The sequence below is a fragment of the Bradyrhizobium nanningense genome (genome assembly GCF_004114535.1).
Taxonomy (GTDB): domain Bacteria; phylum Pseudomonadota; class Alphaproteobacteria; order Rhizobiales; family Xanthobacteraceae; genus Bradyrhizobium; species Bradyrhizobium nanningense.
The window spans coordinates 187,412-214,213 of the sequence record NZ_LBJC01000027.1 but is presented as its reverse complement, the minus strand read 5'-3'; the positions used below and the strand labels follow the sequence as shown (position 1 = coordinate 214,213).

Below are 26,802 nucleotides of genomic sequence, written 5' to 3'. Positions count from 1 at the left end.
CGGCTGATGCCGACCGCGAAGACAACCATGCACCCGGCAGTGTCTCCTCAGCGATTAGATGCTTGACGCCCCGGTAGCGATTAGACAACAGCAAGAGCGGACCCCGTCGGAACGCAGCAGCTCGCAGCCTTAGTCGATCGCCTCGTCGGCGCGCAGCTTAACAACTCCGCCCGGCTTTAGCCGTGGCGGGATCCTCTGGAGGACATGGTGGTTTAGCCGCGCTTAGCGAAATAACCGGCGGTCACCTCATCTTTGTGGGCGGCGAAGGCTTCCAGGACTTCGGCCTTCTCACGCTTCGGGACCTTGAAGTGATCCAGGCTCCGCCCGAGTTCCGCTGCGACCTCGTCGAACTCTGCGGGTGAGATCCGGAGGTTGCGGTGGGCCTCCTCAAGGCCAAGCGGCGTTGCGCCGGGCCTTGTAGCTGTGAACTTGAAAGGCCCACCCGAAACGTCGCAGACCCATAGCGTGCGCATGAACTTGAGGCCGGGCAGCCTTTCCAAGCTCTTGGTATGCCATTCTCGGAGCTGCGGATTCTTAGATTTCTGGCCGACCATAGGATTCCTAACGACGGCATCGCTAAAGTGGTCCACTACCGCCGCAATCGCGACAACGCCGCCCAGCCGCTCATAAAGACTTTTCTCAGGCGCGGTTTGCTTGTCCTGCGCATGCACGTTGTTCGCAGTCGCCAAAGCCAGTGGGACAGCGGTTATCGCCAACCCTGCGACGATGTTTCGTCGGGTGATGGAAGTCGAAAGAGCCCTTGCCATTGGTGCCTCCTTGGGGATAGCTCGAAAGGTCTCACCGCCTCGAGCACATGCACTCTGTGTCCGTAGCTCAGCGTCTTGCGATGCCAATGCGTGCGTCCGCATTGTTCGCGTGTCCCACCCGTCTGATCGGCGCTCTGCCTGCTGCTCTCTTGGATGGCTTTGAAGGGAAAAGGTTCCCGTCAAAATCGAAGTGGACGTCCCGATCCAAACCCGCGCCGTGGCTCACGACTGCAAAATGTCCGGACAGGTCAAAGCTGCCTTGGCCCGCTCGCATCGCCCTGTTCGGGTCACCTTTAGGAAGCAGACCTCGCGGCGCTCCGAGCTAAGGTCAGGCTCGGGCCAAAAGGCGACGTTCAGTCGCCTTCACACTCTCATTGGAGCTGCATCAGTGGAGCTTCTTGCGGATCGATTTGGCGAATTCGCTTAGCTCGATCAAATCCTCGCGGATCATCTGACGCATAGGGCCACCAGCAGACTTAAACGGTCTGCAAACCTTGTTCCTGGAGAGGCGCGAACCTAGGTGACGTTGTGTTACCATGGTGAGCATGTTTCGCTTCAGAATCCCGCCCACCGTTCTGCTCGTCCTTATCGTCGCGGGCGCGTCCTGCATTTTCGTGTTTTACGGCCTCTATCTACTGATCGCGCTGATTGCGTTGAACTTGGCCTGCCTGCTGTTAGCCCCGATCGCGAGGCGGCGCGGATGGGGCGCTGAAGGGCGGCTCACGAGACATCTCAGTCGTCCCCAGATCGAAGACGAAAGCCGCAGAGCCATTAGGCGCGGGAGCGTACGTGCCCTGAAAGAAGAGGGATGACCGTTTCAGAGGAAGTCCGAGTTTGGCGGCTTCGAGTGCGCGGCTTTACGGTTGCTGGAGCTGTATGTCTCGCCTCGATTTTCTTGCGACCTGCGCCGCACCGCTGCGACGCTGGCCGGTGAACTCGGCTTCTCGGACGCGGCCATTGCCAAATGCCTCGACCATGCCGTGACCAAGGACGACGGCGAGAAGGTCGCTCGCGTGACCGGGGTCTACGTTCGGTCCAAGCGCATGAACCAGAAGCGCAACGTGCTCGATGGCGTCGCAGCCGAGCTCCGACGGATCATCGCCGAGCCTGCGCCTACGATGTCCGCGAAAGCCGACTTGCGCCTCGTCGCCTGATCGCTCAGTGCACCACGGATACGATAGAGAAAACGAAATGGCCGCAGATTGCTCTGCGGCCCACCGGCATGAAGTATTGTTCCATACTAAAATAACCTGCCCCGGTGCGAACAACGTTCTAGCGCGAGTTGCGCAGCACAGGGATACCGGGCCTCTACTTAGGTCGAAGGTCTCAAGCAGCACTGGCAAAGTCCCAATTAACGCCCGGCCGATCGAGCGCCAGCCGGATCGGTTTCGAGTTACTGCCAGAGAGAGATTAGAGCGTGAGCTTCAAGGTGAGTTCGCGAATTGGCAGCTTTTCGTTCCTGCCGGGCGGTCCTTGTTCACAAGCATTGGAAAGGCAATTGCGGCTTTCGAATACAGTGGGATGCTCGATCCTCTGACCGTTCGCTTCGGGAGGTTCTTTGCGAGCATTCGAGACGAACGAGGCAACCTGGTGTTTCGTGCCAAACGGCCCTCTGAGCAGCAGCAGCGAAATCGAAACGAGCTGATGCATAAGCTCTTCGGCGGCAACATTATGTTCAATCGGGATCAAGCGTACGTTGTTTCCGATGACGGCCGAAAGATTCCCTTTGCATCCTTGTCATCAGGACAGCAGGAGCTGCTCCCGCTCTGGTTGTCGATCGAGTTTGCTCAGGAAGAACCACGGAGGAGCATGGTCTACATAGTGCTCGCGCACTCCAAAATTCTTGGAAGGTGGTGGACTGGCGCTTCTTGCGGTTGCCGCCGTGCGACAGCAGGTGTGCTAGTGCGCTAAGCCTGACATGAGTTCGTTCCCCGGTCTGGAGCGTGGCGCAGCAGAAAGTGCTGAGCGTTGCACATTTACAACCCGCGCCGCCATCAGAGGCAGTAAGCTGGCCGATCAAGATAGCTGAAATACATTTTCTGTTTACTTCGATACGATCAGCGGGGGCAAAAATGTTTGATGTCTATCGCAACGATAAATGCGACTTGCTCGTCCTAAGCAAAGGTTCTGCGTTACCTACGCTCAGCTCCAGACAAAAGTGGCGTAAGAGCAGAAAAAGGGTTTCCAAAGTTAGCGACGAGATAAGATCAGCCGTTCAAACACAAGGATATTACGTCCGCAGCTTGCGGGCTACCAAGAAGGGGATAATCTAGGTTGAGCACGTCGGCCGGGACCGAGATGACGCTGATGCGCTGGGGCATGCCACCGCCGCGCATAGGGCGGACCGCTTCTCTCCATCAAGACAGCGAATTCAGACGCAGCTCGCGGGCTGTTCCTGGAGGTCCGAAGTCCGTAACGCTGGCAGTGTAAACTTGAACGTCGTTCCGCCGCCTAGGCGCGGACTTGCTTCGATCCGGCCACCATGCGCCTCGATAATGGCCCGTGAAATTGAGAGTCCAATTCCCATTCCGCGGGGCTTGCTGGTCGCAAACGGCTGAAACAACTTCGACGCCATTTCCTCCGATATGCCTGAACCGGTGTCGTCCACCTCAATCGCGAACATCGTTGCTTCCGCAGGCATCGTACGAATGGTCAGTTCGCGCTGGCTGCAGTCCTCCATGGCCTCAATAGCATTTCGAATAAGGTTCACAAGTACTTGCTGGATTTGGACTTTCTCGACCAAGACGAGATCGACCTCGGGATCAAATTGGAATGTAACGCGGATGCCCCGTTCCTTTGCTCCAACGAGAGCGAGGGCAGCGGCCTCCTCGATTATCTTCGCGATGTTTCCGACTTGTTTTTCACTCTCGCCGCCGCTCGCAAATTCACGCAAGCGTCGGATGATCTCCCCGGCGCGCAGAGCCTGTTTCGCTGCATTGTCCATCGCCCCCTTAACAGTCGTAATCGTTCGGGGATCTATGTTGTCATCTAGTAGACGGCGCGAGCCCTTCAAATAGTTCGCAACCGCCGACAATGGCTGATTGATTTCATGCGCGATGGCCGAGGCCATTTCGCCCATTTCGGTCAGGCGCGACACATGGATCAGCTCGGACTGGAGCTCGCGCAAGCGAGCTTGCGTCTTCTGAACTTCCGTCATGTCGCGGATGAACCCGGTAAAGAAGCGTTCGCTGCCTATCCGAACCTCCCCGACGGAAAGTTGAATAGGAAACGTCGAGCCATCCTTTCGTCTCCCGTCCACTGAGCGGCCGATTCCGATAATGTGGCGCTCTCCTGTCCGGCGATACCGTTCGAGATAACCGTCATGCTCCTCCCTATACGGCGACGGCATCAGTAGATTGACATTCTTGCCGATGGCTTCAGCCGCGACATAGCCGAACATCTGTTCGGCAGTGGCGCTAAAGGATTGGATGGCGCCTTGCTCGTTAATCACAATCGCCGCTTCGGGTATCGTGTCGATTATCGACTGAAGGTGGGCCTGTCGCGTCGCGGCGCGGGAATTCGCTTGCTTCAGGCCGCCCCCAATCCACGCCGCACCAACTCCCATCAGTACAAATGTTGCGCCATTGAGGAGTTCGGGCCAGCCGACGCCAAATCTTCCAATGAAGTAGGACACGGCGGGGATGCTCAGGCCCGTGGCCAAAATGCCGGGACCGAGCCCGCCTGCACCCGCGACCAGCAGCACAGCCGGCATGAAGAACAGATAAGGCGCCTGATCCCGAAGCACCGGTTCCAGAATGAAGCGAAGAGAGAACGCAATCGTAACCGAGATGGCCGCTAGTGCGTATTGCGATGCCGCTGCATGCGTCTTATGGACGACTGCCGTCGTTTGGACCAAAATGCGGCCAGGTCCGCCTACAATCATCTTAACTCCCAGCGCACAAAAAGGTGAAGACACCAATCCTCTAACTGATGACCGACGGAAGCTGTTTATAGAAGAGACTGCGCAAAGCTAGGCAAAGGTAGCCCACTCAGAAGTAGCATCTGCGGTCTTCGACGTACGTCGTTGCTCTAGCGCAAACTGTCATACGCGCATTTTGAGAATCCTCTAAAAATAGGTAGTTTCACGGTTCTCCCACTGCCCAATATTTGCTGGCATGACTTGCCAGATTGCATTTAGATTAGATGGCATGAACGTGTAATTCACCGACCTGCCAAAGGAGCCTGAGGGTGTTTATTTTTTGGTAGTCCGCGCGGCCTGCTCCAAAAGCATCTTTCATCATTAGCTCAATGGTAAACTGCTGGGCCAAACGAAAGCCGCTTCTTAGGTAGAGTTGAGTATGCAGCGTTTTATTGGAGAGCAGAATATCGCGCATTTCGAACGCCTCCTGTCCGAGGAGCAGCCGGAGAAATCGCGCGCCTTCATTCAAGAACAGTTGGTTGCGTCAAAGCGCCGGCTGGCGACGCTCACCGCTGCCTCAATGGGCGTACATTCCAATGCTCAAATCATGCGGGAGCGCGCCTTCGCGCGTTCCGCGCCAAAGATGACCAACAAGTTTCAGTGGCAGTTCGAGGCCGCAGCGAAGCCCTTATTGTTGATCGATCCAAACCCTGGCTTGCACATCGTCGATGCCAATACGGCCTATGCCTCGGCGACCATGATCGAGCCCGGCAGGGTTGCCGGGGAGAAGATGTTTGATGTCTTTCCCGACAACCCCGACGAGCCGCTGGCCGATGGCGTTGCAAACCTGTTTGCCTCGTTGCGCGTGGTTGCCGAAACCGGTCAATCAGACGCCATGGCGGTGCAGCGGTATGACGTTCGAAACGCCAGCGGTGTCTTTGTGGAGCGATATTGGCAGCCGCTGAACAGCCCGGTGCTTAGCGGAAGTGGTAATCTTGCCTTTATCCTGCATCAAGTGATCGATGTCACTTCGACGTACGCCAGTGCAGGACGCACCGTCTAGCGAAATGCGCCTCACGCAACCCGCAAATTGTCTGCCGAGCTTTTTCCATTGCGGCCTGTCACCAGTTCATAGCTGACGCGCGCACCCTCGGCTAGGTCGATAAGCCCCGCCTTTTGAACCGCCGAAATATGGACGAACACGTCCGGCCCGCCGCTGTCCGGCTGGATAAAGCCGTAGCCCTTCGTTGCATCGAACCACTTCACGATTCCCAACGCCATTTCCTACTCCTCAAGGCCAAAACAAAAATATCTCGCTCGGCTGATGATCATGAATGACCTGCGAATTCGTCTCGTAATTTCCAGATAGCGCCATTCGCAAGTCGCAGGAGGTCACGTTCGCCCTTGCTGGCTGAAACTTCGAGAAGCGTCTGCAATCGAGCGCGCAGCAGCCCCCTGGGACTATGCGCGAGAAACGGATCTTTATCGACGAACTTCCATGACTTCTCGAAGGCGATGTCTAGCAGACCGTCTTGCCTCGACTCATGATCCCTCACCGCGCGCTGCTCGGAGCGGCCTGGCATGCCGGCCCCCGTAGCTCGATTGAATTTAAACGAGGCATCCACCCTCTGCAGCTCACGCGCAGCCATCGCGCTTTCCTCCTGGAGAACTCTTAGATGTCGTTCAAAACGCAATTCTTTCGACCCTTCATTGACCTCGCTCAACAAAATGAGCCCGACCGTCGCAAGTAGTGGGCATGTGCTAGGCCGATGAAGACCATGAGATCCGCGCGGGGGGCTCATGCGCCGTGACAGTTGCCTCTCGGTTTGAATGCCGCCTTTTAGTTCCGAAATCGGAACCGATAGTCTGGCCTGAATCGTACCTGCGAGGAGTTTGATGTCTGTCAACGCGACATCGAGCCAGCGTGAAAACCTGTCATCAATTCGGTTCTTGTGAACGCTTGGGCAAGCAAATGAATGAAGCTCATCAATTTGCATTAGCGATGTTTGTTTTGGTCTGCGCAGCTGTCGCGCTGATCTCGGGGCAACTTTACATCGAGTCCAGGGCAACCACTGCATCCGCAGCTGAGCACTTGCGAGCAGCTTCATTGAACATTGCGCGATCAACCGAGCACGGCGCAACGCTCCGGGCGATGGCCGATCGATAGGCCGGCTGCCTCCACAAACGCTTCCGCAACAGCCCTTAGGCAATCACCCGAATTGGAAAAAGGGCGCGTTGGGATAGATCAGACACTCCCCACTCAAGGAGAGACAAAATGCTCGCACTATCGCTTGGTGTTATGAGCGCCAGTATCTTCAGCGCTCATATTTGCGATCTTTACCTAAACCTGAAGGCTCTTCGCGGCCAACCAAACAAGTAGTCGGCGGACCGACGTTCTCACGATCTCTACTCTTATTCACAATGGGATCGCGCGAAGCATACCGTCGTTGACACATGTGGCCAGCGATTAACCTCCTATTGGCAGAACTGGAACCAATGGGCACGCCAAAGGTTATTCGGGCGAAAGAGATTCCTGTGCCGTCCTATTGTCAGGTTCTTCAAAGACGTGATTGGCGATAAAGGCCAAGTTTACCAGGCGTGCCAGCGTGCCATGGAAGTCAACGCTCGGAGTGAGGCAGAGGTCGTACGCATCGCGAAGCAAGAGTTCTGCGAACTGCATTCGACCCGAGATTGGTCATTGCACGCCGATCGCGTTGACGTGAAGCCAGCCGACTTTCCCTCCTGATCCGACCTTGGACACTTCCGGCAGTCGAAAGTCTCGACAAAAAGGAACAAGATCTGTCGCACACAGATTGGCGACAGTGACAAAGCAGCGCCGCCTAACCAACAAATTCGGTTAGAGCGGCGTTGTGCATGTGAGGAAACTCAAGATGAGTGGCAGACCTCTCATTCTCTTCACAATTTCGCTGTTCGCGATTGCTGCGTGGGAGTGCCCTCCACCCAAAGGGCCACATCCCGTACTACTGCATTGGCTGAGCCGCTGAGTCGCAGCACCTACACGGCCGGCCTAGGTGCATTTGTAGCGCCGGTGGAAGCGCGAAGGGCCGCATCCGCACTTTCGGCCACGTGCCCGAAATCACCTCTCAGCGCCATCAGGGCGCGGCGTTCTTCTTCGATTTCGTACGAAGTGCGAAAGCCCAGCTTTCTCAACATGGGAACCGGAGGGCACCACCCCTGGATCGAGTGTTGAAACAGAAAGCTGGTCACCAGCGCCGGAAGCGCAAGCCAGCGCCGGCTGTTGGTGGCCGCTAAGGCTATCCCTGTGAATCCGATCACTGCGGCGTTGGCCTCGATCGCTCTCTCGATGTCCCACTCCCGATCGATTTCGCGCAAGCGCTCGGCAATCTCGCCACGATGTTCAGCAAACTAGGCGACGTTCGCCCGCATCACGCGCTGGATGCGACGATTATCGCTATCGGAGGAATGAAGAGGCACCCGGTTCCGTGTCGTCGTCATAATCTCCTCCACGCACTGCCTCGACTACGTTTATTGTTCGGGGTTGTTCCTAATATGGAAGGGCAAGTCAGGCTCTGTTTGAAGCATACCGCGGAATCTGGACTCGTCTGTAACGCGGGGCCGACGCTCGCTTGAGCGTGGTTCGCCCGGGAGACTTGCCGCAAAATGCCAGCTTTGGACACACAAGCGGCGGTCGGCGCGAGCGCGCTCCCCGTGTCCACTCTACCGTCGATAGCGATCCGCTCGGCCCTCGGAAGCCGGCGTTTATGATGGGGTGGACGCCCCGCCGACGGCATCGATGTGCCAAAGTGGAGGTGTTTAGCACCACTTAAGGGAGGCGTCCGTGTTGCACGTTAGCACAATCGGTCTGGATATCGCTAAGCATGTTTTCCACGTTCATGGAGCGGACGGGAAAGGACGGGCTGTATTCAGCAAACGGATCAGCCGAGGAAAGCTCTTGGATTTCTTCGCAGCCCAGCCGAATTGCACGGTAGCTTTAGAGGCATGTGGCGGAGCCCATCACTGGGCCCGACAGCTCACGCGGCTTCGCCATGAGGTTCGGCTGATCCCGCCCGCTTATGTAAAGCCGTTTGTAAAGCGGCAAAAGAACGACGCGATCGATGCTGAGGCAATCTGCGAAGCTGCGCAGCGGCCAAGCATGCGGTTCGTTGCCGTGAAGAGTGAAGAGCAACAGGCTGCGGGTCTGGTGTTTCGAACCCGGGACCTGATGGTGCGGCAACGAACCCAGCTCATCAATGCGATCCGAGGACACCTCACGGAATATGGTTGGATAGCGCCCAAGGGGCCATCGCATGTGGCGACGCTTGCCGACCTGATCGAGGAGGAAGCGATGGCCAGCTCCCTTCCCGAAGCGGCCCGTCCCATGTTCCGAGTGATGCTAGACCTTCTCGCCGAGTTGAATGGCAAGATCGCGGATCTCGACAAGGAGATCGCGCGACGCGCTCGCGAGGACGAGGTATCGCGCAGGCTGATGACCATTCCTGGCATCGGCCCGATCTCCGCCACCGCGATCGCCGCCCTAGCGCCGCCGATCGAAACCTTCGCCAAGGGCCGCGACTTTGCCGCCTGGTTGGGCCTCACGCCTCTTCAAAAATCGACGGGTGGCAAACAGAAGCTTGGCGCGACGTCCAAGATGGGGGAGCGAACGCTCAGGCGCCTCCTCATCATCGGCAGCAGCGCTGTTGTGCAACAGGCGAGCAAACGCGGAGCGCCAAAGGGTTCCTGGCTCGAACAGATGTTGACTCGCAAACCTCGCATGCTGGTAACGGTCGCGCTGGCGAACAAGATGGCCCGGATCGTCTGGGCGTTACTTGTAAAGCGCGAAAACTACAGGGCTCCGGTCTCAGCCAAGGCTTGATCTTGGTGGGCCTGAAGTCGTCAGAGATGTAGTCGGTCGAAGGAGGGTATGGCACAACAGTCGGCGAGACGGGGCCGGAAGAACCAGGTGTACCCATCGTGCCCAGAGCACGCGTTTATGATTTGGTTCCGGTCTGCGAACTCCCATACGGGCCCGCAGCTTCATCGCTGCACCATCAGAGGCCGGACAGATGGCAGCATCCGACTAAGTGCCGATCTTCTTCAAAAATCGCTTGCATCTCACGGGGCGTCCACAGATGAGTACATGTCTTGATCCTCGACCCCATGCAAGAAGATCATCTCGGCGGGAGACGGAGGCCACGGGTACGCGCGCTGACCAGCGCGTGTGTGCGATGCAAACGGCCCGCTATCGCTTTGGTCCAAGAATGAGCTCAGGTACCGCCCCGCACTCAAATTGAGTAAGTCGCTCGACAAGCTCAGTATTGCTGTCGAAATTTAATCTGCGCACGTATCAAAAGATACAGACTCGCCACTGCGGCGGGCCTAGCCTTCACCCATCACCGCAAGGCCCGTGGCACGAGATCGGTGATGAGAACGCCGGTTCGCGCTCCCGCCCTCCACCAACAAGGGGACATGCGCCATGCTGACGCGTCGTCGTTTCAAGCAGACCAAAACACTCAACGAAAGATTGGCTGACGAGGCCATACGCTGCCGCGCGGAAGCGCGTGCGCTCGCGCCGGGGCGCCGCCGCGAGATGCTGCTGCGCCGGGCGCGACAGGACGAGACGGCCATGCAGATCGATGCCTGGCTGCGCTCGCCCGGCCTGAGGGCGCCGACATGAGCCAGCAATATCGCGCTTACCTCGTCGGCGAGAACGGCGTCTTCCGTTCGGCCGAAGCCTTCGAGGCCTCATCGGACGAGTCCGCCCTCGCCTTCGCGCGGCAGTTCACGCGGCACGGCATGGTCGAGGTGTGGCAGCTCGGCCGCAAGATCGCCGTGCTCAACTCCGAGCAATCCTGGCCGCCGCAGCAGCAGCAATCCCGACCGACACTGACGCGTCAATGATCGTGTGACCGCGCTCGCGACGCGAGAGACTCGATCGCGAATGAGAGCGTCACCTGCATCACGGGATCGTCAGCGTCGAACCCAGGACAGCGTCTGCCTCGCGCGGTCCCGCTTACTCTTCCGCAAGCTTGCGCGCGATATAGGCGTCCACCGTCTCGGCGAACGAGCGCTGCACGCCGACCGCCACATCATGCTGGTCGAGTGCGTCGCGCTGGAGCACGCGCAAGCCCCGACCGCGGGCGCTGACGGGCGCCGTGTTCAGATACTGGTCGATGGCGCCTTTGGCGAGCGGGATGGCCTTGGGATCGCCCCTGGCGATCAGGAGCCTGAGCAGGCTCTGGCATTCGGCCAAACCTGGCATGGATCTTTCGCCTCTCAACTTTGCTGCGATTTCGGCTTCGGCCGCTTCACGGGCTGGGTGTGGGTGCCGAACAGCGCCAGCAAGAACGCGACTTCTTCCTTCGAACCGACCTGGATCATGATTGTCTCTCCTGTTCGCTCCGTTGGTCGAGGGCCGGACGCGCGGAGTTCAGGACAATCGGGTTTCAACATTGTTTCAGGCGTGTTTCGTCGAGCTGCATTGCCCTCTCGTCCCGCCCATGATCTTGCGCTGTCCCCTTCTTCAACAAGGGTTGGCGTGATTGCATGGTTGGCGCTGCCGCGCCCGCGTGCAAACGGGATATCGTGGCAATTGTTCCTCGCTGCCTCACCTTGGCGAGCTCGATCGAAGCGAGACCATGCCGCGGCACTCGGCAGCTTCGAAGGCGAGCAACCATTTCGAATCCCGCTCGTTGTCGCCGGCACAATCACTTGAAGGAGACAACAACATGTCACGTCTAACTCTGCTGGCCGCAACCTTGTTGCTGCTCGCATCAGTGCCCGCAGGCGCCCAGTCGCAGCCCGCGCAAAGCGGGCCGGGCAACAACGCCGTCAACAGCTCGGACCACAACAACTCGAACAAGCCGGTCGAGGGCCGCAACAGCTTCACCGAGGGGCAGGCGAAATCGCGGATCGAGGGCGCCGGATATTCCAACGTCTCCGGACTGCACAAGGACGACCAGGGCGTCTGGCGCGGCAAGGCCGACAAGGCCGGCACCAAGACCGACGTCAGCCTGGACTTCCAGGGCAACGTGAACCCCGCCAAGTAAGGAATCATTCAAATGACAACCACCATTTCTCGCCTCTACGACAATTATTCCGACGCCGCGCGCGCCGTGTCCCGGCTCGAGGGGGCCGGCGTGCCGCACGCCGACATCAGCATCGTCGCCAACAATTCCGACAATTGGTACGGCTCGCGCTCCGGCAAGGTCGATCGTGACCGCGACGGCGTCGACGATCGCGCCGAAGGCGCCGGCACGGGTGCCGGCATCGGCGCCGGCCTCGGCGGCGCGGCAGGCCTGCTCGCCGGCCTCGGTCTGCTCGCCATCCCCGGCCTCGGGCCGGTCGTGGCTGCAGGATGGCTCGCCTCGACGGCAGCCGGCGCAGCCGCCGGTGCGGCCACGGGTGGAATCGTCGGCGCCCTGACCGAGGCCGGCGTCTCCAGGGAAGATGCATCGCGCTATGCCGAGGGCGTTCGCCGCGGCGGCACGCTGGTGACAGCAAAGGTGCCCGACCAGGACCGCGCGCGGCTCGATGCCCTGCTCCACGAGAGGTCCGTGAATCTTGTGGATCGCAGCGCGGCCTGGCAGAAGAGCGGCTGGACCGATTTCGATGCCGCAAGCCCGCCGCTGTCGCCGGAGGACATCGGCCGCGAGCGCGAGCTCTACGGCGCCGGCCCGCGGCGATAAGCCCGATACGACAAAGGCCCCGCACTGCGGGGCCTTTTTTGACGTGAGAGCGATCCACCCTGCCACGTCGGGAAAAACAGGAATTTAACGCCAAATTGAGCCAAATCCGGCGCATCGGATTCGGCGGAATGAAAGCTGTTCGCGCCATGCTGAAGCATGTCGCTCGCTCTCCTTGCGCAGACACAGGCGGGAGAGCTTCGGAGAGATCGCCATGTACTACGTCGCCGCTGCATTGCTGGGGCTGTCGGGACTGTTCTATTCCGCGAGCCATCACGAGATCGGCTCGTTCGGCACAACCGTATGCACCTATGGCGGTGCATTCTGCGACAACCCGCTGATCGTCTTTTCCGGCGCAGCGCTCACAGCCGCCTGGGGCATGTTCGTCAGCGTCAAGTAGCGAGCCGGCGCACGCCTTTCATCCGTGCATTCATGGCCGCGCCTGACGCGAGGCGCGCGCCGAGGCGTCCGGGGGCTCGAGAATTCTTGGGATGATGGGACTCTACACGTGTTTTGCCCGGCGGTCAAGTTGAATTAGTATTTTCAGAAATTGCGGGTCTGCCCTACGCGGCGTGGAACCTATGTTCTCTCGTTAGCATTTGCTATTGAGAACACCGCCCTCGATTAAGGTCCTCCCTTCCATGAACGACAGCGCCCTCTCCCCGACGAAATCCTCGCCGTCGCTGCTGCAACGACTGGGGCCGGGCCTGATCACCGGCGCTGCCGACGACGATCCGTCGGGCATCGCGACCTATTCGCAGGCCGGCGCGCAATTCGGTTACGGGCTGCTGTGGACGGTGTTTCTCACCACGCCGTTCATGATCGCCATCCAGCTCGTCAGCGCGCAGATCGGCCGCGTCACCGGCAAGGGGCTCGCCGCCAACGTCATGCAGGTCGCGCCGCGCTGGGCGGTGCTCGGCCTCGTCGCTATGCTGGTGGCCGCCAACACGTTCAACATCGCCGCCGACATCGCCGCGATGGCCGAGGCGCTGTCGCTTGTCATCGGCGGGCTCAATCACGAGCACGCGCTGATCTTCGCGGCGGGCTCGACCCTGCTGCAGGTCTTCCTGCCCTATCGCCGCTATTCGCCGGTGCTGAAATTTCTCACGCTGGCGCTGTTCGCCTATGTCGCGACCGCCTTCACCGTGAAGATCCCCTGGAGCACGGCCCTGCTCGCCGCGGTGTGGCCCAAGGCCAATGTCAGCGGCGACTATTTCCTCATGGTCGTCGCCGTGCTCGGCACCACGATCAGCCCATATTTGTTCTTCTGGCAGGCCTCGCAGGAGATCGAGGAGATGAACCAGGGCAAGCGCGACAAGCCGCTGCGCGAGCTCAAGCACGGCGGCCGTCCGGAGCTTGCGCGCATCAGGGCCGACACCATCTCCGGCATGCTGCTGTCCAACTGCATCGCCTTCTTCATCATCCTCACCACCGCGTCGGTGCTGCACGCCAACGGCGTCACCAACATCGGTTCGGCGACGCAAGCGGCCGAAGCGCTGCGGCCGCTCGCCGGGGATTTCACCTTCGCGTTGTTCGCGCTCGGCATCATCGGCACGGGTCTGCTCGCAATCCCGGTGCTGGCGGGCTCGGCCGCTTATGGCGTCGCGGAGATCTTCGGCTGGCGTGCCACGCTGGAAGCCAAGCCCGACGAGGCGATCGGCTTCTACACCATCATCGCGGCGGCAACCATCATCGGCTTCGGCCTCGGCTTCACGGGAATAGACTCCATCCACATGCTGGTGTGGAGCGCCGTGCTCAACGGCATCGTCGCCGTCCCCATCATGGCGATGATGATGCTGATCGTCTCGAGCCGCACGATCATGGGCCGCTTCAGGGCCCGGTCATGGCTGATCGCGCTGGGCTGGCTCGGCACCGCGCTGATGGCGCTGGCCGTCCTCGCCTTGCTCGGCTCGTCGCTGATCGGCTGAGCTAAAGCATGATCCGGAACGGCGCGAAGCGGTTTTCCGCAAAGAGGAAGCTTGCGCGCATGCGCCGAAGACCAGCGGCGGACTCTTGAATTACGGTCGCAAGAGCTGACGCGACTACGGTGTCACGGGATTGACGACGGGGGACGTCCTGGGCCCCGGCCGCGCCGGCTCGATCGGCGATTTCGGAGTGGTCGGGAGCACCTTGGCGCCCGCGGCCCGTGCCGCTTCGCCGGTGGTCGCATACATCGCGACATGGGCCGGCTGCGTCTTGGCGCGATTCCAGGGGCCGTGGTCGACGATCAGCATTGCTGCGATCGTCACGCCGGCCACGATGAGCGCGATCACGCCGGGATGGCGGAGCGCGGCGGAGATGGAATTGGCGAAACGACCACTTGTCATCGCAGGATCCGCTATTGTCCTATCGCAGGTTAATTCAGACGCGCCCCTTCCGGTTCCCGCTTCCATCAGGCGGGTTCCACACAGATTGCTCGACATCGGGCTCGCGCCGTCGCGCCTCTGTCCATGTTCAGTCAACGAGGATGCAACGCTTCAAATCAGCCAGTCATGTGACGCAGGTCCGTGATGCGAACCATGAAGGCCGTGGTCGGCCGCCTGTTCACCCAGCGCACCGGGGACAATTTCGGCAATCATCTGGGGGGCGTCTTTCTGATCGAGCGTAATGTGGGGATTTCCGAGTTCTTTGGGCTCGACGGCTGCGGCGAGCGCGGCAGGAGCTGGTCCGTCATCGAAGCGGAACGCGTAATCTGCGCCGCTGATCTCGAATCCAGTTTTGGCCGGCTTTGCTTCAGGGTCGATTGCAGCAGATCGCGTAGGCTGCTGCGGATCTTCGCCTGCGGTGTTATCGTCTCCTGCGGCGCTCGGTTGGACGATCCCGGGAGCTGAGTCTGGAGAGATCGAAGGCAAATCGTCCCCCGACTTGCCGTGCTCCAAGACAGCCAGCTCTGCCGTCTTCCATGCCGGTGACGCAGCGTCCGCAGCTTGGGACTGATGCTCATTGTCATTCCCGGCGCCGCTGCCGGATTTGGATTCCGCCTCCGCCATCTCCACGTCCGCCGGCTCGGCCGATCCCGGCTCCGCGGCGTGGGGCGAGGTGCCGTGATCCGCGCCGCCGATCGTTGCGACGCTCTCACCTGCTTCCGCTTCATTGGCGGAAGGCGAGTGCCCCGAATTGCTGTGGTCGTCGCTGCCAGGCTCCGCCGCCTTCGCTGCCGCTGGCGAAGCGTCCGCAGCCTGGGAACGATGCTCATTGTCATTCCCGACGCCGTTGCCGAGTTTGGGCTCCGCTTCAGCCATCTCCATGGCCGCGAGCGCTGCCGACCCCGGCTCCGCAGCGTGCGGCGAATTACCGTGGTCCGTGTCGCCGGTCGTTGCGGCGCTCTCTTCTTTAGCGGACGGCGAGTTCCCCGAATTGCTGTGTTCGTCGCTACCAGGCTCCGCCGCCTTCGCTGCCGCTGGCAAAACGTCCGCAGCCTGGGAACGATGCTCATTGTCATTCCCGACACCATCGCCGGGTTTGGACTCCGCTTCAGCCATCTCCATGGCTGCGAGCGCTGCCGACCCCGGCTCCGCAGCGCGCGGCGAATTACCGTGGCCCGTGTCGCCGGTCGTTGCGGCGCTCTCTTCTTTAGCGGACGGCGAGTGCCCCGAATTGCTGTGGTCGTCGCTGCCAGGCTCCGCCGCCTTCGCTGCCGCTGGCGAAGCGTCCGCAGCCTGGGAATGATGCTCATTGTCATTCCCGACGCCGTTGCCGAGTTTGGGCTCCGCTTCAGCCATCTCCATGGCCGCGAGCGTTGCCGACCCCGGCTCCGCAGCGTGCGGCGAATTACCGTGGTCCGTGTCGCCGGTTGTTGCGGCGCTCTCTTCTTTAGCGGACGGCGAGTGCCCCGAATTGCTGTGTTCGTCGCTACCAGGCTCCGCCGCCTTCGCTGCCGCTGGCGAAACGTCCGCATCCTGGGAACGATGCTCATTGTCATTCCCGACACCATTGCCGGGTTTGGACTCCGCTTCAGCCATCTCCATGGCTGCCGGCTTTGCCGACCCCGGCTCCGAGGCGTGATCAGAGTTGCCGTGGCCGGTGCTGTCGGCCGTCTCGAGGCCCGATAGGACAATCTCGGTCTGCTTGGTCGACAGAACACTGGTGTTCGAATTGACCGGCTCGCTCTTTAATGTGAGATTTTCGGCTGCCGGAGGCGCCGCACCATGACCAGGCGCGACTGATGATCCGTAAGCTGACATACCGGACCTACCGGCACTGTCCTCCGTCCTGTCCCCCGAACCGCTCGTGAAGGCGCTGGACTTTGCCGACGTTCCAAAGCCAGTCCGAACTTGTGCGAATTGGAAGCTCAGGCCGTCATCGTCCAGAGCGCTCCAGATTCCGGCCGCCGCAAGTGCAGTCTCGCTCGCATGGTTACTGTCCGTACTCGAAGCAATCTCATCGGTTGCGATCGCCGATATCAGCGCTTGTTCGAGCTGCTCCAGGGTGACCGCGACAGCTGCGCCATCTGGCGGAGCCACGACCTCCGTCTCGGCAATGGCAACGATCCCCTGCAAATGGATTTCCATCAGGCCGCGATCCCCGACCTCAAGCACGTGGTCGGTCGGATTCAGATAGACGATCGTTTGATTGCTGGCGGGATCGTAGATCCAGGCGAGGGTATGTGGCGGGATCGATTTGGCTGCCGCCGTCAGATGCAGCCAAGCCAGCGCCCCAAACGCTGCAAGATTGATCCTGCTCGGCCCGGGTGCGACATCCTGGAGGGCGTTGGAAGCGCCGGACTTGGAATCGGGCGGGCCGCGATGAACAATGTTTTCGACGTTGCCGCCCATCAATTGATCGCGGCTAAATTCGCCCAGACCGGAAGCGTGACCACGATCCAAGACGTCATCAAGTTTTTGGCCGTTGTCGGCCGCGGCGTCCTGGCCCGTATGCCCCCGAACGCCCTGTTGCGCGACGTTGTCGCTTCCAGTCACAAAGCCGGAAGGCCGGCTGAGATCGTGCGAGAGGACACCCGGGACTGAGTTGCCTGCGTGATCGGTGCCGACATGCGTGATCGCGGCCAGCTTTGTGGTCGTATTTTCTCCGGTGCCACTCAGGAGGCTGTCGATCGACCTAAGATCCAACTCACGCGCCTGCGCGGTGAGATGGGGATCGTGCAGGGCGTAGATCAACGCACCGGCGAGAGCGGCGAAGGTGCCATAGCCGCCCTGAAGGGACATCGGATTGGAAGCGAGCCGCGGAAGGTGATCTTCCGCGGCAGGGCCACCTCCGGTTGGAGTGTCGCTGGTTGCTCGCAGCAAAGGCGCAGCAAGATTTGGCGAGCCGGATCCAACAGGAGCGCCGCCTTTCCACGGCTTCGCGCCCAGGAATTGCTCGGCCGCGCGCAGCGCTCCCATTGCCGCAGCCGAGTTCGTGGCTTGGCTTGCTTTGGCAAGCAAGCCGCTCTCGGTGAGCGGGAGCGTCTCGCCGGATTCCGAGACGATGCGGTGTTGAAGAATGGCCTTCTTCCAGACCTCATATCCGGCCTGCTCGCCCGTCTGATCTGGACCATCATCATTCGCAAACCTGTCGTTCGCCTCCGACGCCTTGAGCTCGTCGGCAATTGCGAACGCCAGAAAGGCCAGAGCGAGCGCGCTGAAGCCAGAGGTGCGTTGCAACAATGAGATGGTTGCAAGCACCGTTCTGTTGGTGATCTCGAGCTTCTGAAAGATATTGTGCAGATGGACTTTGACTGTCCCTTGGGAAACGTCGAGTTGGCGCGCGATCTCCTTGTTCGACATTCCTTCCGAGACCAGTCGAACGATCTGACGCTCCCGGGGCGTCAATAGCTCCAGCGTCTTTTCGATCTTGCCGCCGCCATCAGCCTCATTACCGGTGGGCGAGAGATCGGACGGCTCCAGCGACACACCGCTCTTCGCCATCAGCCGCAGTGATCGCAGCATGGGGCCGGGAGCGGCATATTTCGAAATTGCGCTGCAGGCGCCGGCGGCAATCGCTGCGGTCAGATCCTCGTTGATGTCGGATTCGGTAAAGAACACCAGGCGCGTGGAGAGCTGCTCGGCTTTCGCGATCACGAGGATGTCGGATGCCGTCAGATCCGGCAGGTTGTCGGCAATGAGCACGACGTCGGGCGACAAATTCCTGAGGGCCTCGAGGCAGCTGGTCCCGTCGCTGGTCGACGCGACCACATCGAAGTCCTGCTGGCTCCCGAGGATCGACTTCAGTCCCTGCAAGACGATCGGTTGCCGATCGACGAGCACAAGCCGGATCGGCTTGAAGATCCCTTGCTTGGCGGAGGTGTCCAACATCGACTTTGCCCCGGCCCGGTCCTCTATGTCCTTCGGCATATGGCCGCGGCCGGGTGGGGCATTAAAATACAATTAATCCATGGAAAAAAGAGGCTTAGCGGGGTCCGCGGCCTAAATCTTTTGGACGGTAATAGGTGAAAAGTCCCTCCTTTGACCCGATGGCCATTGCGGTTGACTGGCTTGATGCCTATCGCGCGGGCGATATCGAAGCGATCTTGGACCTCCATGCCGATGATGCCGTGGTGCACTGCGGTTGCGGTGGCGCCCAAACCGTCACCGGCCGCGAGGCACTTCGTGCCTATTGGATCGACCGCCTTCGAAAATATCCGGCCGGAATGTTGGACGATCTCAACCCCTCGGACGACAGAACCGTGATCTCTTACGTCACCAGTACGGGTGTCATGAGCGCCGTCTTGGCGTTTGACGCCGCCGGGAGGATCAAGGTGCTGGACTGCAGTCCCTCCTCCTAGGGCCTCCCGCGCGATCCGGACCGGCAGTCCGCGCCGTGTCCGCGACTAACTCCCGAAGATGATGCGCAAGGCGATCACGATGACCGCCGAGATGAGAAACGAGATCGCGAGCAGCGTCCAGCTCGGCCTTGTGCTTCCGCGAACTAAGCGCGCGACGAGCGTTTTCATGCTCGTCAACATTCGTCGCTGGGAAGCCGGTCCAGGTAGGCTATCCCGAAGCTGGCGAGTTCTTCGGCATCGCTCTCGCGCTCTTCCCATCTCCTGTGCAGATGGCGTTCCAGCAGACATCGCCGACTGTCGAATGCGTCGACGTCGGGATGCCGCGCCCGGTACACCGTCCAGGCGATTTCAGTGGCGTTCTTCAAGACGGCGTCGTCCACGATGCTTGCTCTCCAGACACGGCATCCAGTCGCTGCCAACTCAAGGCATTCCTGAATGTTTCCAGTTTTTCCCGGCTATCTTTAGTCGAACGGATCACATCGCGCGTGCTGTCGACGCTGCCGCGAGCATGGTTTGGGCGAACGCTCTGGCAGCGAGCAACCATTGCTTATTTTTCCCGTTGTCTCAGGGGCGGAAGCACTGCGATGTGTGAAAGGTGTCTCGATGAAGAAGATTGCAATGTCGGCCCTGATGGCCGGCGCTCTTGGTGTGAGTTCGATCGCTGCGACGTCTCCGGCTGAGGCCCACTGGCGAGGCTGGGGACCGGGCATCGCTGGCGGCCTTGTCGCAGGTGCCGTGATCGGCGGGCTTGCCTCCTCGGCGTATGGATGGGGGCCCGGATATGGCTATTACGGCTACGGTCCAGGCTATGGCGCTGGTTACTATGGCGGCCCATACGCCTACGACGACGCGTACGATGCAACGTATCAATGGGGCGGCGGATACACCGCAACCACCTATTACACGCAGCCCGTTTCCTACGGCTATCGCTATCGCCGCGTCGTGCGACCCGCCTACGCCTATTACCGCGGATCATATCCCGTCGTGCGGCACCGTTGGCATCATCACCACCGGTGAGCGCTTCGCGCGTCATCACGAATGCGGCCGCGCTCCGAACGAGCGCGGCCTTTTTCAATGAGGCGCGGCGTTTCGCTAGGTTCGCGGTGCTGGCTGCGACGGCGCAGCAGGTTGCTGCGACGATGCGGCGGGCGGCTTGGGCGGCTCCGCCGGCGCAACGGAATCTCCCCCACCGTGGGGCACACAGGTGCCTACGTTACTCAGCAGTCTCTTCGCCTCGAGGTCGCGGGCCTTCCTATAGTCGCTGCGCCGGTCAATTCTTGCTGCCGCCAAACGGTCCCAGGCATCGAACGCGTCAGAGTAATGCTGTCGCATTTGCGCCTCGGCGGACAGGCAGTCGCTGAACTTGTCGAATACGAGATCGGTGTTGACGGGCGCGACGCCACCGACGAGGACCACAAGCATCCATTTCATGGTGTCCGCCTACGTTCGCGCCTGCGCACCGGGAACGGTGATGCGTCGGCAAAGTTCCGGCCGCGTCGCCGCCCGGTCTCGGGAAAAAAGCCCCAGCTCGGGGTGATATTGGGGGGCATTCGAGCTGGGGCAATACGGGGGTCGCCCTTGGGGAAGGGCATCGGGAAAACTTGGCAATTGCGGGAATGTTCCTGCCGGGGCCGCGGCTCGAAGGACAAGCGCAAGGCTATGAGGCCGAGGCCAAGAAAGAGAGCAAATAAAAAGCCCGGCTAGGGCCGGAAGCGATGCACGTTCCGCTTTGGTCAGAAGCTGACGCTCAATAGGTTGCGCGAGAAGGCCAGCCAAGGGTCAAGGAGCGGCATTGTTCGCGAGTGGCTGCTGCCAGAACAACTGTGAGATAGGTCATACCCGGCGCGTCGCCGACGTGTTGCCATTCCGATGTTTCCGGCGAAACTTCATTTCTTTCGCTACCGTGGCCGGTGCGTATCGCGCTGCGGTTCGGACTGTGCGGGAGGCGTCGAATGGTCAATATCAAAGTTCCGCTTAATCCAGTGCAGAAACGCGGCTTGTGGCCGCCCAAAGGCGGACGCGAATATCCGGTCTTAGACACAGACGACTGGTGGAAAATTGCGGCGCGCGAGCACATAGATGCGTGGGCGTTAATCGAGTTCAACTTCCAAACGCACGTTCCCGAGGAGGTGAATTGGTATTTGCGAGAACTCGTGGGTTGCCGCCACAGCATTGACGGGGGGCGCAATTACGCATTTATCGGGGCTGACCCGAAGCTGCGCAAAATCTATCTTCCCGCTGCGCCGCCTCCACCCCCACCTGCGCCCATACCCTGGCCCGACAAACTCAAGAAGCTCCAGTACGAGGTGGAGCATTCGAACGATCCACAAAAGGAACGATTCCTCTGCATGCTCAAGGCGATGGAGAACCGCCGTGATGATCGCGTGATCTTTTGGTCCACCATAGCCCCAGGTCCCGAGTGGATTGCTCCGCTTGGCGTTGAGGGAAGAGGGATTGGGAAAGCGTTGATCGATTCGCAGTGGCTCTATGACAAAATAAAGACTGTGCGGGATGTGGATACTCTTCCGTATGGCAACGGGTTGCCGAGAAGCGATACTTTCGTGATCAGCTTCCACAAGTATCTATTTGAAACGGCTTCGCCTTCCATCGGCATACTGCGCGCGGCGAACTCAGAAATTGTCAAGACGCATGTCATGTTGGATCGTTGGGCGAACCAAAGCATGGGTGGAAGTTCGTCGATGCCGACGTGTTATCGCGCAATCAAAGAATTTATTCGCTTACAGGAGCAAAGTGATTACCCGTCTGTGATCAACTGCATCGTGACAACCGGCGCGTAATCAGTTCCCTGGTTGGCTGTCTTGAAGTTGATCACCGGTCAAATTTGGTCGGTGCCTGAATCGGCGGGTTGTAGCTCTTCATATCGGGTACGCTGGAACGCGACCGATGTCTCAATCGGGTCAAAAGCTGACATCCATAGGCCGTCCGAGAAGGTCAGCGAAGGGCCAATAGCTGACTTGGGCGAGGTGCCCCGTAAGTCCTTTCGAGGGCTTGGAGCATCACGCCCCGCAGCACTCTAAGCCGGTCATGGTCACCGAGCTAATTTTCCCTAACACTTCACGGCCTACAGCAGCAATGCGAGGGGCGGCTCAAGTCAACAAATCGTACTGATGGGGTGCGAAAACGAAATCCTGAGGCCTGAGTGCTTCCTCACTATGAACAGTGACATCGTTACCTGGGCTGAAGGTAATCAAACTTTCATGTGTCATCGGATCGAATTGCGAGATAGCGAGATCACCGAAGCTCTGGATACCAAGCGCAGAGACATCGATGAGGTCGATTCCCAGATTCGAGAGACCCTGTCCAAAATCCTCGATCCTGTCGTGGCCGTTCGCGAAATTGAATACGAACGTATCGTTCCCTCCTTCCGCAAAATTGAGCATCATCTGGGCATCTCCCCAGACGTCATCATTTCCGGTGCCGCTGACAATCTTGTCGCTGCCGCCGCGTGCGTAATCGGACATGGATCGGGCATCGCCGACGAGAATGGTCTCGTAGCTGCCTGCCGGATGCGGATTCGGATCATCGCCGCCGACCAGCGTGTCGTTACCGCCTGCGGCGTGGCCTGACATGGTCAACGCATCTCCATACGCCTGATTGGCGAGCTGAGAGAATACCTTGCCACCGATATAGATGTCGTCGCCGCCAACGGCTCGATCACCCATGTTGCCGCCCGCGTCTCCGTAGAAGATATTTTGGTGCTGGGTGCCAGAAGCCTGGAAAGTGTCATCGCCGCCCTCGGCCTGATCAGACATATCGCCTGCGGCGTCGCCATAGAATGTACTTCCCCCTAAGCCGGTCTTGTTGAACGTGTCATCCCCGCCCCGGGCGGAACCGGACATGTTCCCGCCAGCGTCGCCGGCGAAGACATTTCGATCGGTCAGGGTTACATCACTTGAGTCATTGAAGGTGTCATTCCCACCGGTGGCAAAGGCGGACATGTTTCCACCGGCATCGCCAAAGACAAAATTGAACGGATTGGTTCCGCTCACGGCGAAACTGTCGTTGCCGCCAGCCGCATGACCAGCCATGTCGCCGCCGGCATCGCCATAGAGATAGCTGTTGTACTCAGATCCGCTCGCAGTGAAGCTGTCATCGCCGCCACGGGTATGCCCGAGCAAGCTACCGCCCGCGTCGCCAAAGAACACTACATTACTGTCCGGTCCGACGTGGCCAACGAACGTGTCGTTGCCCCCCGCCGCGCGATTGATTAGGTTGCCGCCGGCGTCTCCGTACACGGTGACCGCCTGATGCCCGCCACCGGAAACGCTAAAATGGTCGTCGCCACCACGGGCGTGACCGGACAAGATTTCGCCGGCATCGCCGTAGGCATTCACTTTCACCCCGGGTGTAAAGGTCGGGGGCAGTTCGAGATTAAGGGTGTCATCGCCGGCAATAGCCCAAGCCGAGATATCACCGCCAGCATCGCCGTACATATTCAGGATGAAAGTCTCGCCAATGGTGATAGCAGACGCGAGCACCTGGGCTGACAACGTATCATCGCCGCCCCGTGCATGATCGGAAATATTACCGCCCGCGTCGCCGAACAGACTTCCCGCGCCGGAAGTTACCAATGTGTCGTTACCGCCGATTGCGTGGTCGAGTAAGTCCAAACCCGCATCCCCGAACAATAGGTTCGTCGGTTCAGAACCAACCAGAGTTTGGCTTCCGCCATGCTGGCGTCCCGTGAGCGATCCAGTCGTATCGCCGAATAAAACCGCCATGGCCCCCTCCGTTTATTCCGATTCACGTGAAGATGCACGGTGGACATCTACAACGTTTCGTTGCTACATTTAAATCACATTTTAAATCAAGGGCACTTAATATTTTAAATGGATGTTCTGAGGAGTTTGGCGACGAGCCTGCTAATCTGCCGATGCAGCCTGCACGGCCGCAGCACTTCCCAGCTCTGCCGCGGCCTTAGGAGGAATCTCGTCCCGGTCCGATCTCAGCCCAGCGTCGTGGGTAACGCAGAGAATCGCAGCCGTCCCGCCGCTATTGCCCGCGATTGCTCGTCACAGTTCGTGCAGGAGCCGATTGGATGGTCATGGCATCGCCAACATGCAAATCGCGCTGCGGCCCGTAGCGTCTCAGAGCCAAGGAGGGACCGATGCGCGTTGCGTTGCCATATGTGGGAATCGGCATCTGCTTGTGTGTCGTGCTCTGGTTTGCATCGAAGCTTGTCCTTTAGGGTTGGCATTTTGCCCGTTCGGAGCGCCTCAACACCTGTTTGCCACCGATTTTAGCGCCGAGTTCGTTGCGGCGGCGGCCATCAATCTTGAAGGACATGTAGTCGGACTAATCGTATTCGTGTGGGAGCGGTATGGCGCATTTGCATGGCGTCCGCTTAGGACCAAGAGCCGAGTTCTCCTAAAGCGGCAACGCCTGCACAAACAAAGAAACCCGCTTGGCCTTCTCGCGGGTTTCACTCCTTGTGCCGCTGGCAGATCGCGGGCGATCTCTTGTTCCAAGGCGGTCGTCGCAAGCTGTTATTTCTTTGGCGCAGAGCCATCCTTCAAGGAAGCGTTGTAATCGGCCTGCGAACTATTCATGTTTGATTGATTGCCGGGCGCACTGCTACCGGTTGTGGTCCCGACCGCGTTGGTTGTCTCTCCCGGTGCATGAGAAGCCGCGCCAGGCCGGTCCTGGTTGCCAACATACCCGGACTCCCCGGAATTGCGGGTCTTTATGCCCTTATCAGCTTCAGTTTGCACGTTTTGAGCAACACCGGATTGAGACGTCGCCTCCGTTTGCTGCTGGGCGGCAGCAGGCATCGATATGGCTGGAAGTGCGACAAGCAATGCCACAGATAGGTATCGCATGGCTGTTTCTCCATCGAGGCCCCGCCGCTCAATCAACGTGGGCATCCCCGAACGTTTCCGCCAGACTGATGAAAACTTGCGACTGCAGCGTTGACAAATTTCACAGTGAAAGCAGGACGGAACGCAATCCGTGTTCTTCATCCGCCGCTACAACTGTACGGACACGCGGTGCCCGTCTCGCAGGAACGACCGCGCACCGATTTCGTTGTGCTTGTCTTCCGGATAGGAGAGGTAACGATCATGGACCGTGAACATGTGAAGGGCGCCGCCGACAAGGCAAAAGGCGCGATCAAAGAGGGGGCTGGCAAGCTTACCGGAGACAAGGACCTCGAGGCAGAAGGCAAAATGGATAAGGCTAAGGGATCCGCCCATAACGCTGCAGGAGATGTGAAGGACGCAGCGCGGGATACTGCTGACGCCTTAAAAAAATAGCGAAGATGTAGACCAAGAACTGGCCGCCTCCGGGCGGCCATTGCTTTTGCGATACGGCTCTTTCACTTCGCTATCGAAAGGCCAGTAGTCTCGTCGAAAGCGCGAAGCGGAGCGATCGCCACTTCGCCGAAGGGCCAAACTCGCAAGTAATCTCTCTCATTCGATGACCTCGTCGGCGCGGGCGAGGAGCGAGGGAGGAATTTCGACGCCAAGGGTCTTTGCGGTTTTGAGGTTGATAAAAAGTGCAAAGTTGGTCGGTTGTTCGACGGGCAAGTCAGCAGGCTTCGCGCCTTTGAGTATCTTATCCACGTAGGCGACACAGCGCCGGTTGAAGTCGGTAATATCCGCTCCATAGGACATGAACCCACCGAGTTGTACAAACTCTTTGCCCATAGCCATTAATGGCAGCCGATTGTCTGCCGCGAGATCGACAATGCGTTTTCTTTGGTTGAAAAGCATCGGGCTAGGAAAGATGAGAAGGGCATCCGCCCGTTCGGCGGCAACCGTGGAAAAGGCGCGATCTAGATCATCGGGAGCGTGCACGGCAACAAGTCGAAGGTGAACTCCCAGGGTCAGTGCCGCCGCCTCTGCTTCGTTCATCATGTCATTCATCGTGCGCTCGCCATAGGCACCGGGATGCCAGAGAGCGGCGACCTGCGAAATCGTGGGTAGCGCTTCCTTGAGCAGGGCTAGGCGCTTGGGGACAAGCTGCGGGCCAAGGAAAGTTAAGCCTGTGATGTTCCCTCCCGGTCGAGCGAGGCTGGCAACGAGCCCGTCTCCGACAGGATCGCCCATAACCGGCACGACGATTGGAATAGTAGTGGTCGCTTGCTGTACGGCGCGTGCGGCGAGCGAATTCGACGCAACGATGAGATCGACCTTAAGACGGACCAGTTCACTCGCCAGAGCCGGAAACTGCTCGACCTTCAGGTCCGCCGCTCGGACCTCAACGAGCACGTTTTGACCATCAATATAGCCGTATTCGCGTAGACCTTGACCGAAAGCTTTGAGAGATGCGCGCGTCTCGGGAGATTCGATCGAACCTGTCACCAGGAAGCCAATTCGAGGAACGTGCTTGGGTTGCTGCGCCAACACCGCGAGCGGCCACACTGCTGCTCCGCCTATAACACCAAGAGCTTTTCGCCGCTTCATAGGCTCTCTCACGGTCGAGAAACAGCATCCTATCGGCTAAAACGAGTACCTTGATAGGGCTGAAACCAGCTCAGATGGGGCAACAGCGGCCCTCAACGGGCATTGCCGTGAAGGTCCGCTGCGGGCCCACAATCGGACCTACCAAACTTCATCGAAATATACCGGACCACCCGGTCCTTAGCTATCAGGTGGCTCGCTCTCCCGGCTGGAGAAAGGGCTCCGCCGTGGCGCTATGATGCGGAAGCCGCCCAGGCGATCCGACCGGATAACCGGCGACGGACTGCGATCTTGCGCTACGCTTCATGGGCGCCTGCCTTCCCGATTTCGCGGGTGGTCCGACTACCCTTCGATTGCGGCCATTTCG

At 59.7% G+C, this 26,802-nt stretch carries 29 protein-coding genes; 14 read left to right on the top strand and 15 right to left on the bottom strand.

All coding sequences use genetic code 11. The annotated features are described in order from the left end of the window. Positions 1 to 212: 212 nt before the first annotated feature. Positions 213 to 767, bottom strand: coding sequence for a group I truncated hemoglobin (locus tag XH84_RS23005; protein ID WP_128919863.1), 555 nt, complete (start codon positions 765 to 767; stop codon positions 213 to 215). Between the two features lie 863 nt (positions 768 to 1,630). Here XH84_RS23005 and XH84_RS23000 point away from each other — a divergent pair. Continuing rightward, positions 1,631 to 1,921, top strand: coding sequence for a site-specific integrase (locus XH84_RS23000; protein ID WP_181769628.1), 291 nt, complete (start codon positions 1,631 to 1,633; stop codon positions 1,919 to 1,921). A gap of 256 nt (positions 1,922 to 2,177) precedes the next feature. On the opposite strand, the gene XH84_RS22995 is transcribed toward XH84_RS23000, so the two are convergent. Then, entirely contained in the window at positions 2,178 to 2,456 is a 279-nt protein-coding gene (locus XH84_RS22995) for a hypothetical protein (RefSeq protein ID WP_128919862.1), read from the bottom strand. Between the two features lie 383 nt (positions 2,457 to 2,839). Here XH84_RS22995 and XH84_RS40925 point away from each other — a divergent pair, with 383 nt between their 5' ends. Beyond that, a complete protein-coding gene (locus XH84_RS40925; protein WP_128919883.1) occupies positions 2,840 to 3,040 on the top strand; it encodes a hypothetical protein in 201 nt (66 codons plus the stop codon). Positions 3,041 to 3,138: 98 nt separating this feature from the next. Here XH84_RS40925 and XH84_RS22985 read toward each other — a convergent pair whose 3' ends face one another. After that, positions 3,139 to 4,650: a PAS domain-containing sensor histidine kinase gene (locus tag XH84_RS22985; protein WP_128919861.1), complete on the bottom strand. Its 1,512-nt coding sequence runs from the start codon at positions 4,648 to 4,650 to the stop codon at positions 3,139 to 3,141. A gap of 415 nt (positions 4,651 to 5,065) precedes the next feature. Between XH84_RS22985 and XH84_RS22980 the strand changes: the two genes are divergently transcribed. Further along, positions 5,066 to 5,689: a PAS domain-containing protein gene (locus tag XH84_RS22980; RefSeq protein ID WP_245471816.1), complete on the top strand. Its 624-nt coding sequence runs from the start codon at positions 5,066 to 5,068 to the stop codon at positions 5,687 to 5,689. Positions 5,690 to 5,700: 11 nt separating this feature from the next. Here XH84_RS22980 and XH84_RS22975 read toward each other — a convergent pair whose 3' ends face one another. The 3 genes from XH84_RS22975 to XH84_RS22960 all read right to left on the bottom strand — a co-directional run bounded on the left by XH84_RS22975 (position 5,701) and on the right by XH84_RS22960 (position 7,980). Further along, positions 5,701 to 5,907 (bottom strand): cold-shock protein, encoded by a 207-nt coding sequence (locus tag XH84_RS22975; RefSeq protein ID WP_128919860.1) that lies wholly within the window; start codon positions 5,905 to 5,907, stop codon positions 5,701 to 5,703. A 47-nt stretch (positions 5,908 to 5,954) separates the two neighbouring features. Then, positions 5,955 to 6,350, bottom strand: a complete 396-nt coding sequence (locus XH84_RS40920; protein ID WP_245471815.1) for a hypothetical protein — start codon at positions 6,348 to 6,350, stop codon at positions 5,955 to 5,957. 1,291 nt (positions 6,351 to 7,641) lie between these two features. Next, positions 7,642 to 7,980: a hypothetical protein gene (locus tag XH84_RS22960; RefSeq protein WP_245471814.1), complete on the bottom strand. Its 339-nt coding sequence runs from the start codon at positions 7,978 to 7,980 to the stop codon at positions 7,642 to 7,644. Positions 7,981 to 8,446: 466 nt separating this feature from the next. Between XH84_RS22960 and XH84_RS22955 the strand changes: the two genes are divergently transcribed. From XH84_RS22955 to XH84_RS22945, 3 genes are all read left to right on the top strand, one after another. Continuing rightward, on the top strand, positions 8,447 to 9,481 hold the full coding sequence (locus tag XH84_RS22955) for an IS110 family RNA-guided transposase (protein WP_128919859.1): 1,035 nt from the start codon (positions 8,447 to 8,449) through the stop codon (positions 9,479 to 9,481). 600 nt (positions 9,482 to 10,081) lie between these two features. Then, complete coding sequence (locus XH84_RS22950; protein WP_128919858.1) at positions 10,082 to 10,282, top strand: hypothetical protein; 201 nt, start codon at positions 10,082 to 10,084, stop codon at positions 10,280 to 10,282. Further along, positions 10,279 to 10,506, top strand: a complete 228-nt coding sequence (locus XH84_RS22945) for a hypothetical protein (RefSeq protein ID WP_128919857.1) — start codon at positions 10,279 to 10,281, stop codon at positions 10,504 to 10,506. Before XH84_RS22950 ends, XH84_RS22945 begins: the two co-directional genes overlap by 4 nt. A 112-nt stretch (positions 10,507 to 10,618) precedes the next feature. On the opposite strand, the gene XH84_RS22940 is transcribed toward XH84_RS22945, so the two are convergent. Further along, on the bottom strand, positions 10,619 to 10,867 hold the full coding sequence (locus XH84_RS22940; protein ID WP_128919856.1) for a hypothetical protein: 249 nt from the start codon (positions 10,865 to 10,867) through the stop codon (positions 10,619 to 10,621). Positions 10,868 to 11,333: 466 nt separating this feature from the next. Between XH84_RS22940 and XH84_RS22935 the strand changes: the two genes are divergently transcribed. The 4 genes from XH84_RS22935 (at position 11,334) to XH84_RS22920 (ending at position 14,218) form a co-directional block, all read left to right on the top strand. Then, positions 11,334 to 11,654, top strand: a complete 321-nt coding sequence (locus XH84_RS22935) for a hypothetical protein (RefSeq protein ID WP_128919855.1) — start codon at positions 11,334 to 11,336, stop codon at positions 11,652 to 11,654. Between the two features lie 12 nt (positions 11,655 to 11,666). Next, positions 11,667 to 12,293, top strand: a complete 627-nt coding sequence (locus XH84_RS22930; RefSeq protein ID WP_128919854.1) for a hypothetical protein — start codon at positions 11,667 to 11,669, stop codon at positions 12,291 to 12,293. 211 nt (positions 12,294 to 12,504) lie between these two features. Beyond that, complete coding sequence (locus XH84_RS22925; RefSeq protein ID WP_128919853.1) at positions 12,505 to 12,690, top strand: hypothetical protein; 186 nt, start codon at positions 12,505 to 12,507, stop codon at positions 12,688 to 12,690. A gap of 241 nt (positions 12,691 to 12,931) precedes the next feature. Further along, complete coding sequence (locus XH84_RS22920) at positions 12,932 to 14,218, top strand: NRAMP family divalent metal transporter (protein WP_164936303.1); 1,287 nt, start codon at positions 12,932 to 12,934, stop codon at positions 14,216 to 14,218. A 114-nt stretch (positions 14,219 to 14,332) separates the two neighbouring features. Here the strand turns inward: XH84_RS22920 and XH84_RS22915 are convergent, their stop codons facing one another. Both XH84_RS22915 and XH84_RS22910 read right to left on the bottom strand, forming a co-directional pair. Beyond that, positions 14,333 to 14,617, bottom strand: coding sequence for a hypothetical protein (locus XH84_RS22915; RefSeq protein WP_128919851.1), 285 nt, complete (start codon positions 14,615 to 14,617; stop codon positions 14,333 to 14,335). A 150-nt stretch (positions 14,618 to 14,767) separates the two neighbouring features. Next, positions 14,768 to 18,544 carry a response regulator transcription factor gene (locus tag XH84_RS22910; RefSeq protein ID WP_128919850.1) on the bottom strand — a complete coding sequence of 1,259 codons (3,777 nt, stop codon included), beginning with the start codon at positions 18,542 to 18,544 and terminating at the stop codon, positions 14,768 to 14,770. A 134-nt stretch (positions 18,545 to 18,678) separates the two neighbouring features. Here XH84_RS22910 and XH84_RS22905 point away from each other — a divergent pair, with 134 nt between their 5' ends. Continuing rightward, entirely contained in the window at positions 18,679 to 19,014 is a 336-nt protein-coding gene (locus tag XH84_RS22905) for a nuclear transport factor 2 family protein (protein WP_245471813.1), read from the top strand. A 45-nt stretch (positions 19,015 to 19,059) separates the two neighbouring features. On the opposite strand, the gene XH84_RS41425 is transcribed toward XH84_RS22905, so the two are convergent. Together XH84_RS41425 and XH84_RS22900 are read right to left on the bottom strand one after the other, a co-directional pair. After that, positions 19,060 to 19,182, bottom strand: coding sequence for a hypothetical protein (locus tag XH84_RS41425; protein WP_283810259.1), 123 nt, complete (start codon positions 19,180 to 19,182; stop codon positions 19,060 to 19,062). 5 nt (positions 19,183 to 19,187) lie between these two features. Then, positions 19,188 to 19,394, bottom strand: a complete 207-nt coding sequence (locus XH84_RS22900) for a hypothetical protein (protein ID WP_245471812.1) — start codon at positions 19,392 to 19,394, stop codon at positions 19,188 to 19,190. Positions 19,395 to 19,617: 223 nt separating this feature from the next. On the opposite strand from XH84_RS22900, the gene XH84_RS22895 reads away from it, so the two are divergent. Then, complete coding sequence (locus tag XH84_RS22895) at positions 19,618 to 20,031, top strand: hypothetical protein (protein WP_206734134.1); 414 nt, start codon at positions 19,618 to 19,620, stop codon at positions 20,029 to 20,031. 75 nt (positions 20,032 to 20,106) lie between these two features. Here the strand turns inward: XH84_RS22895 and XH84_RS22890 are convergent, their stop codons facing one another. After that, the gene (locus tag XH84_RS22890; protein WP_128919848.1) at positions 20,107 to 20,445 is read right to left on the bottom strand and encodes a hypothetical protein; all 339 of its coding nucleotides are present in this window, start codon (positions 20,443 to 20,445) and stop codon (positions 20,107 to 20,109) included. 521 nt (positions 20,446 to 20,966) lie between these two features. Between XH84_RS22890 and XH84_RS22885 the strand changes: the two genes are divergently transcribed. Next, positions 20,967 to 21,812 carry a hypothetical protein gene (locus tag XH84_RS22885; protein ID WP_128919847.1) on the top strand — a complete coding sequence of 282 codons (846 nt, stop codon included), beginning with the start codon at positions 20,967 to 20,969 and terminating at the stop codon, positions 21,810 to 21,812. 309 nt (positions 21,813 to 22,121) lie between these two features. Here XH84_RS22885 and XH84_RS22880 read toward each other — a convergent pair whose 3' ends face one another. Together XH84_RS22880 and XH84_RS22875 are read right to left on the bottom strand one after the other, a co-directional pair. Further along, positions 22,122 to 23,756: a hypothetical protein gene (locus tag XH84_RS22880; RefSeq protein WP_128919846.1), complete on the bottom strand. Its 1,635-nt coding sequence runs from the start codon at positions 23,754 to 23,756 to the stop codon at positions 22,122 to 22,124. A gap of 765 nt (positions 23,757 to 24,521) precedes the next feature. Then, positions 24,522 to 24,899: a hypothetical protein gene (locus tag XH84_RS22875; protein WP_128919845.1), complete on the bottom strand. Its 378-nt coding sequence runs from the start codon at positions 24,897 to 24,899 to the stop codon at positions 24,522 to 24,524. 195 nt (positions 24,900 to 25,094) lie between these two features. Here XH84_RS22875 and XH84_RS22870 point away from each other — a divergent pair, with 195 nt between their 5' ends. Further along, complete coding sequence (locus XH84_RS22870) at positions 25,095 to 25,286, top strand: CsbD family protein (protein ID WP_128919844.1); 192 nt, start codon at positions 25,095 to 25,097, stop codon at positions 25,284 to 25,286. A 156-nt stretch (positions 25,287 to 25,442) separates the two neighbouring features. Here the strand turns inward: XH84_RS22870 and XH84_RS22865 are convergent, their stop codons facing one another. Continuing rightward, positions 25,443 to 26,438 (bottom strand): ABC transporter substrate-binding protein, encoded by a 996-nt coding sequence (locus XH84_RS22865; protein ID WP_128919843.1) that lies wholly within the window; start codon positions 26,436 to 26,438, stop codon positions 25,443 to 25,445. Positions 26,439 to 26,802 lie beyond the last annotated feature (364 nt).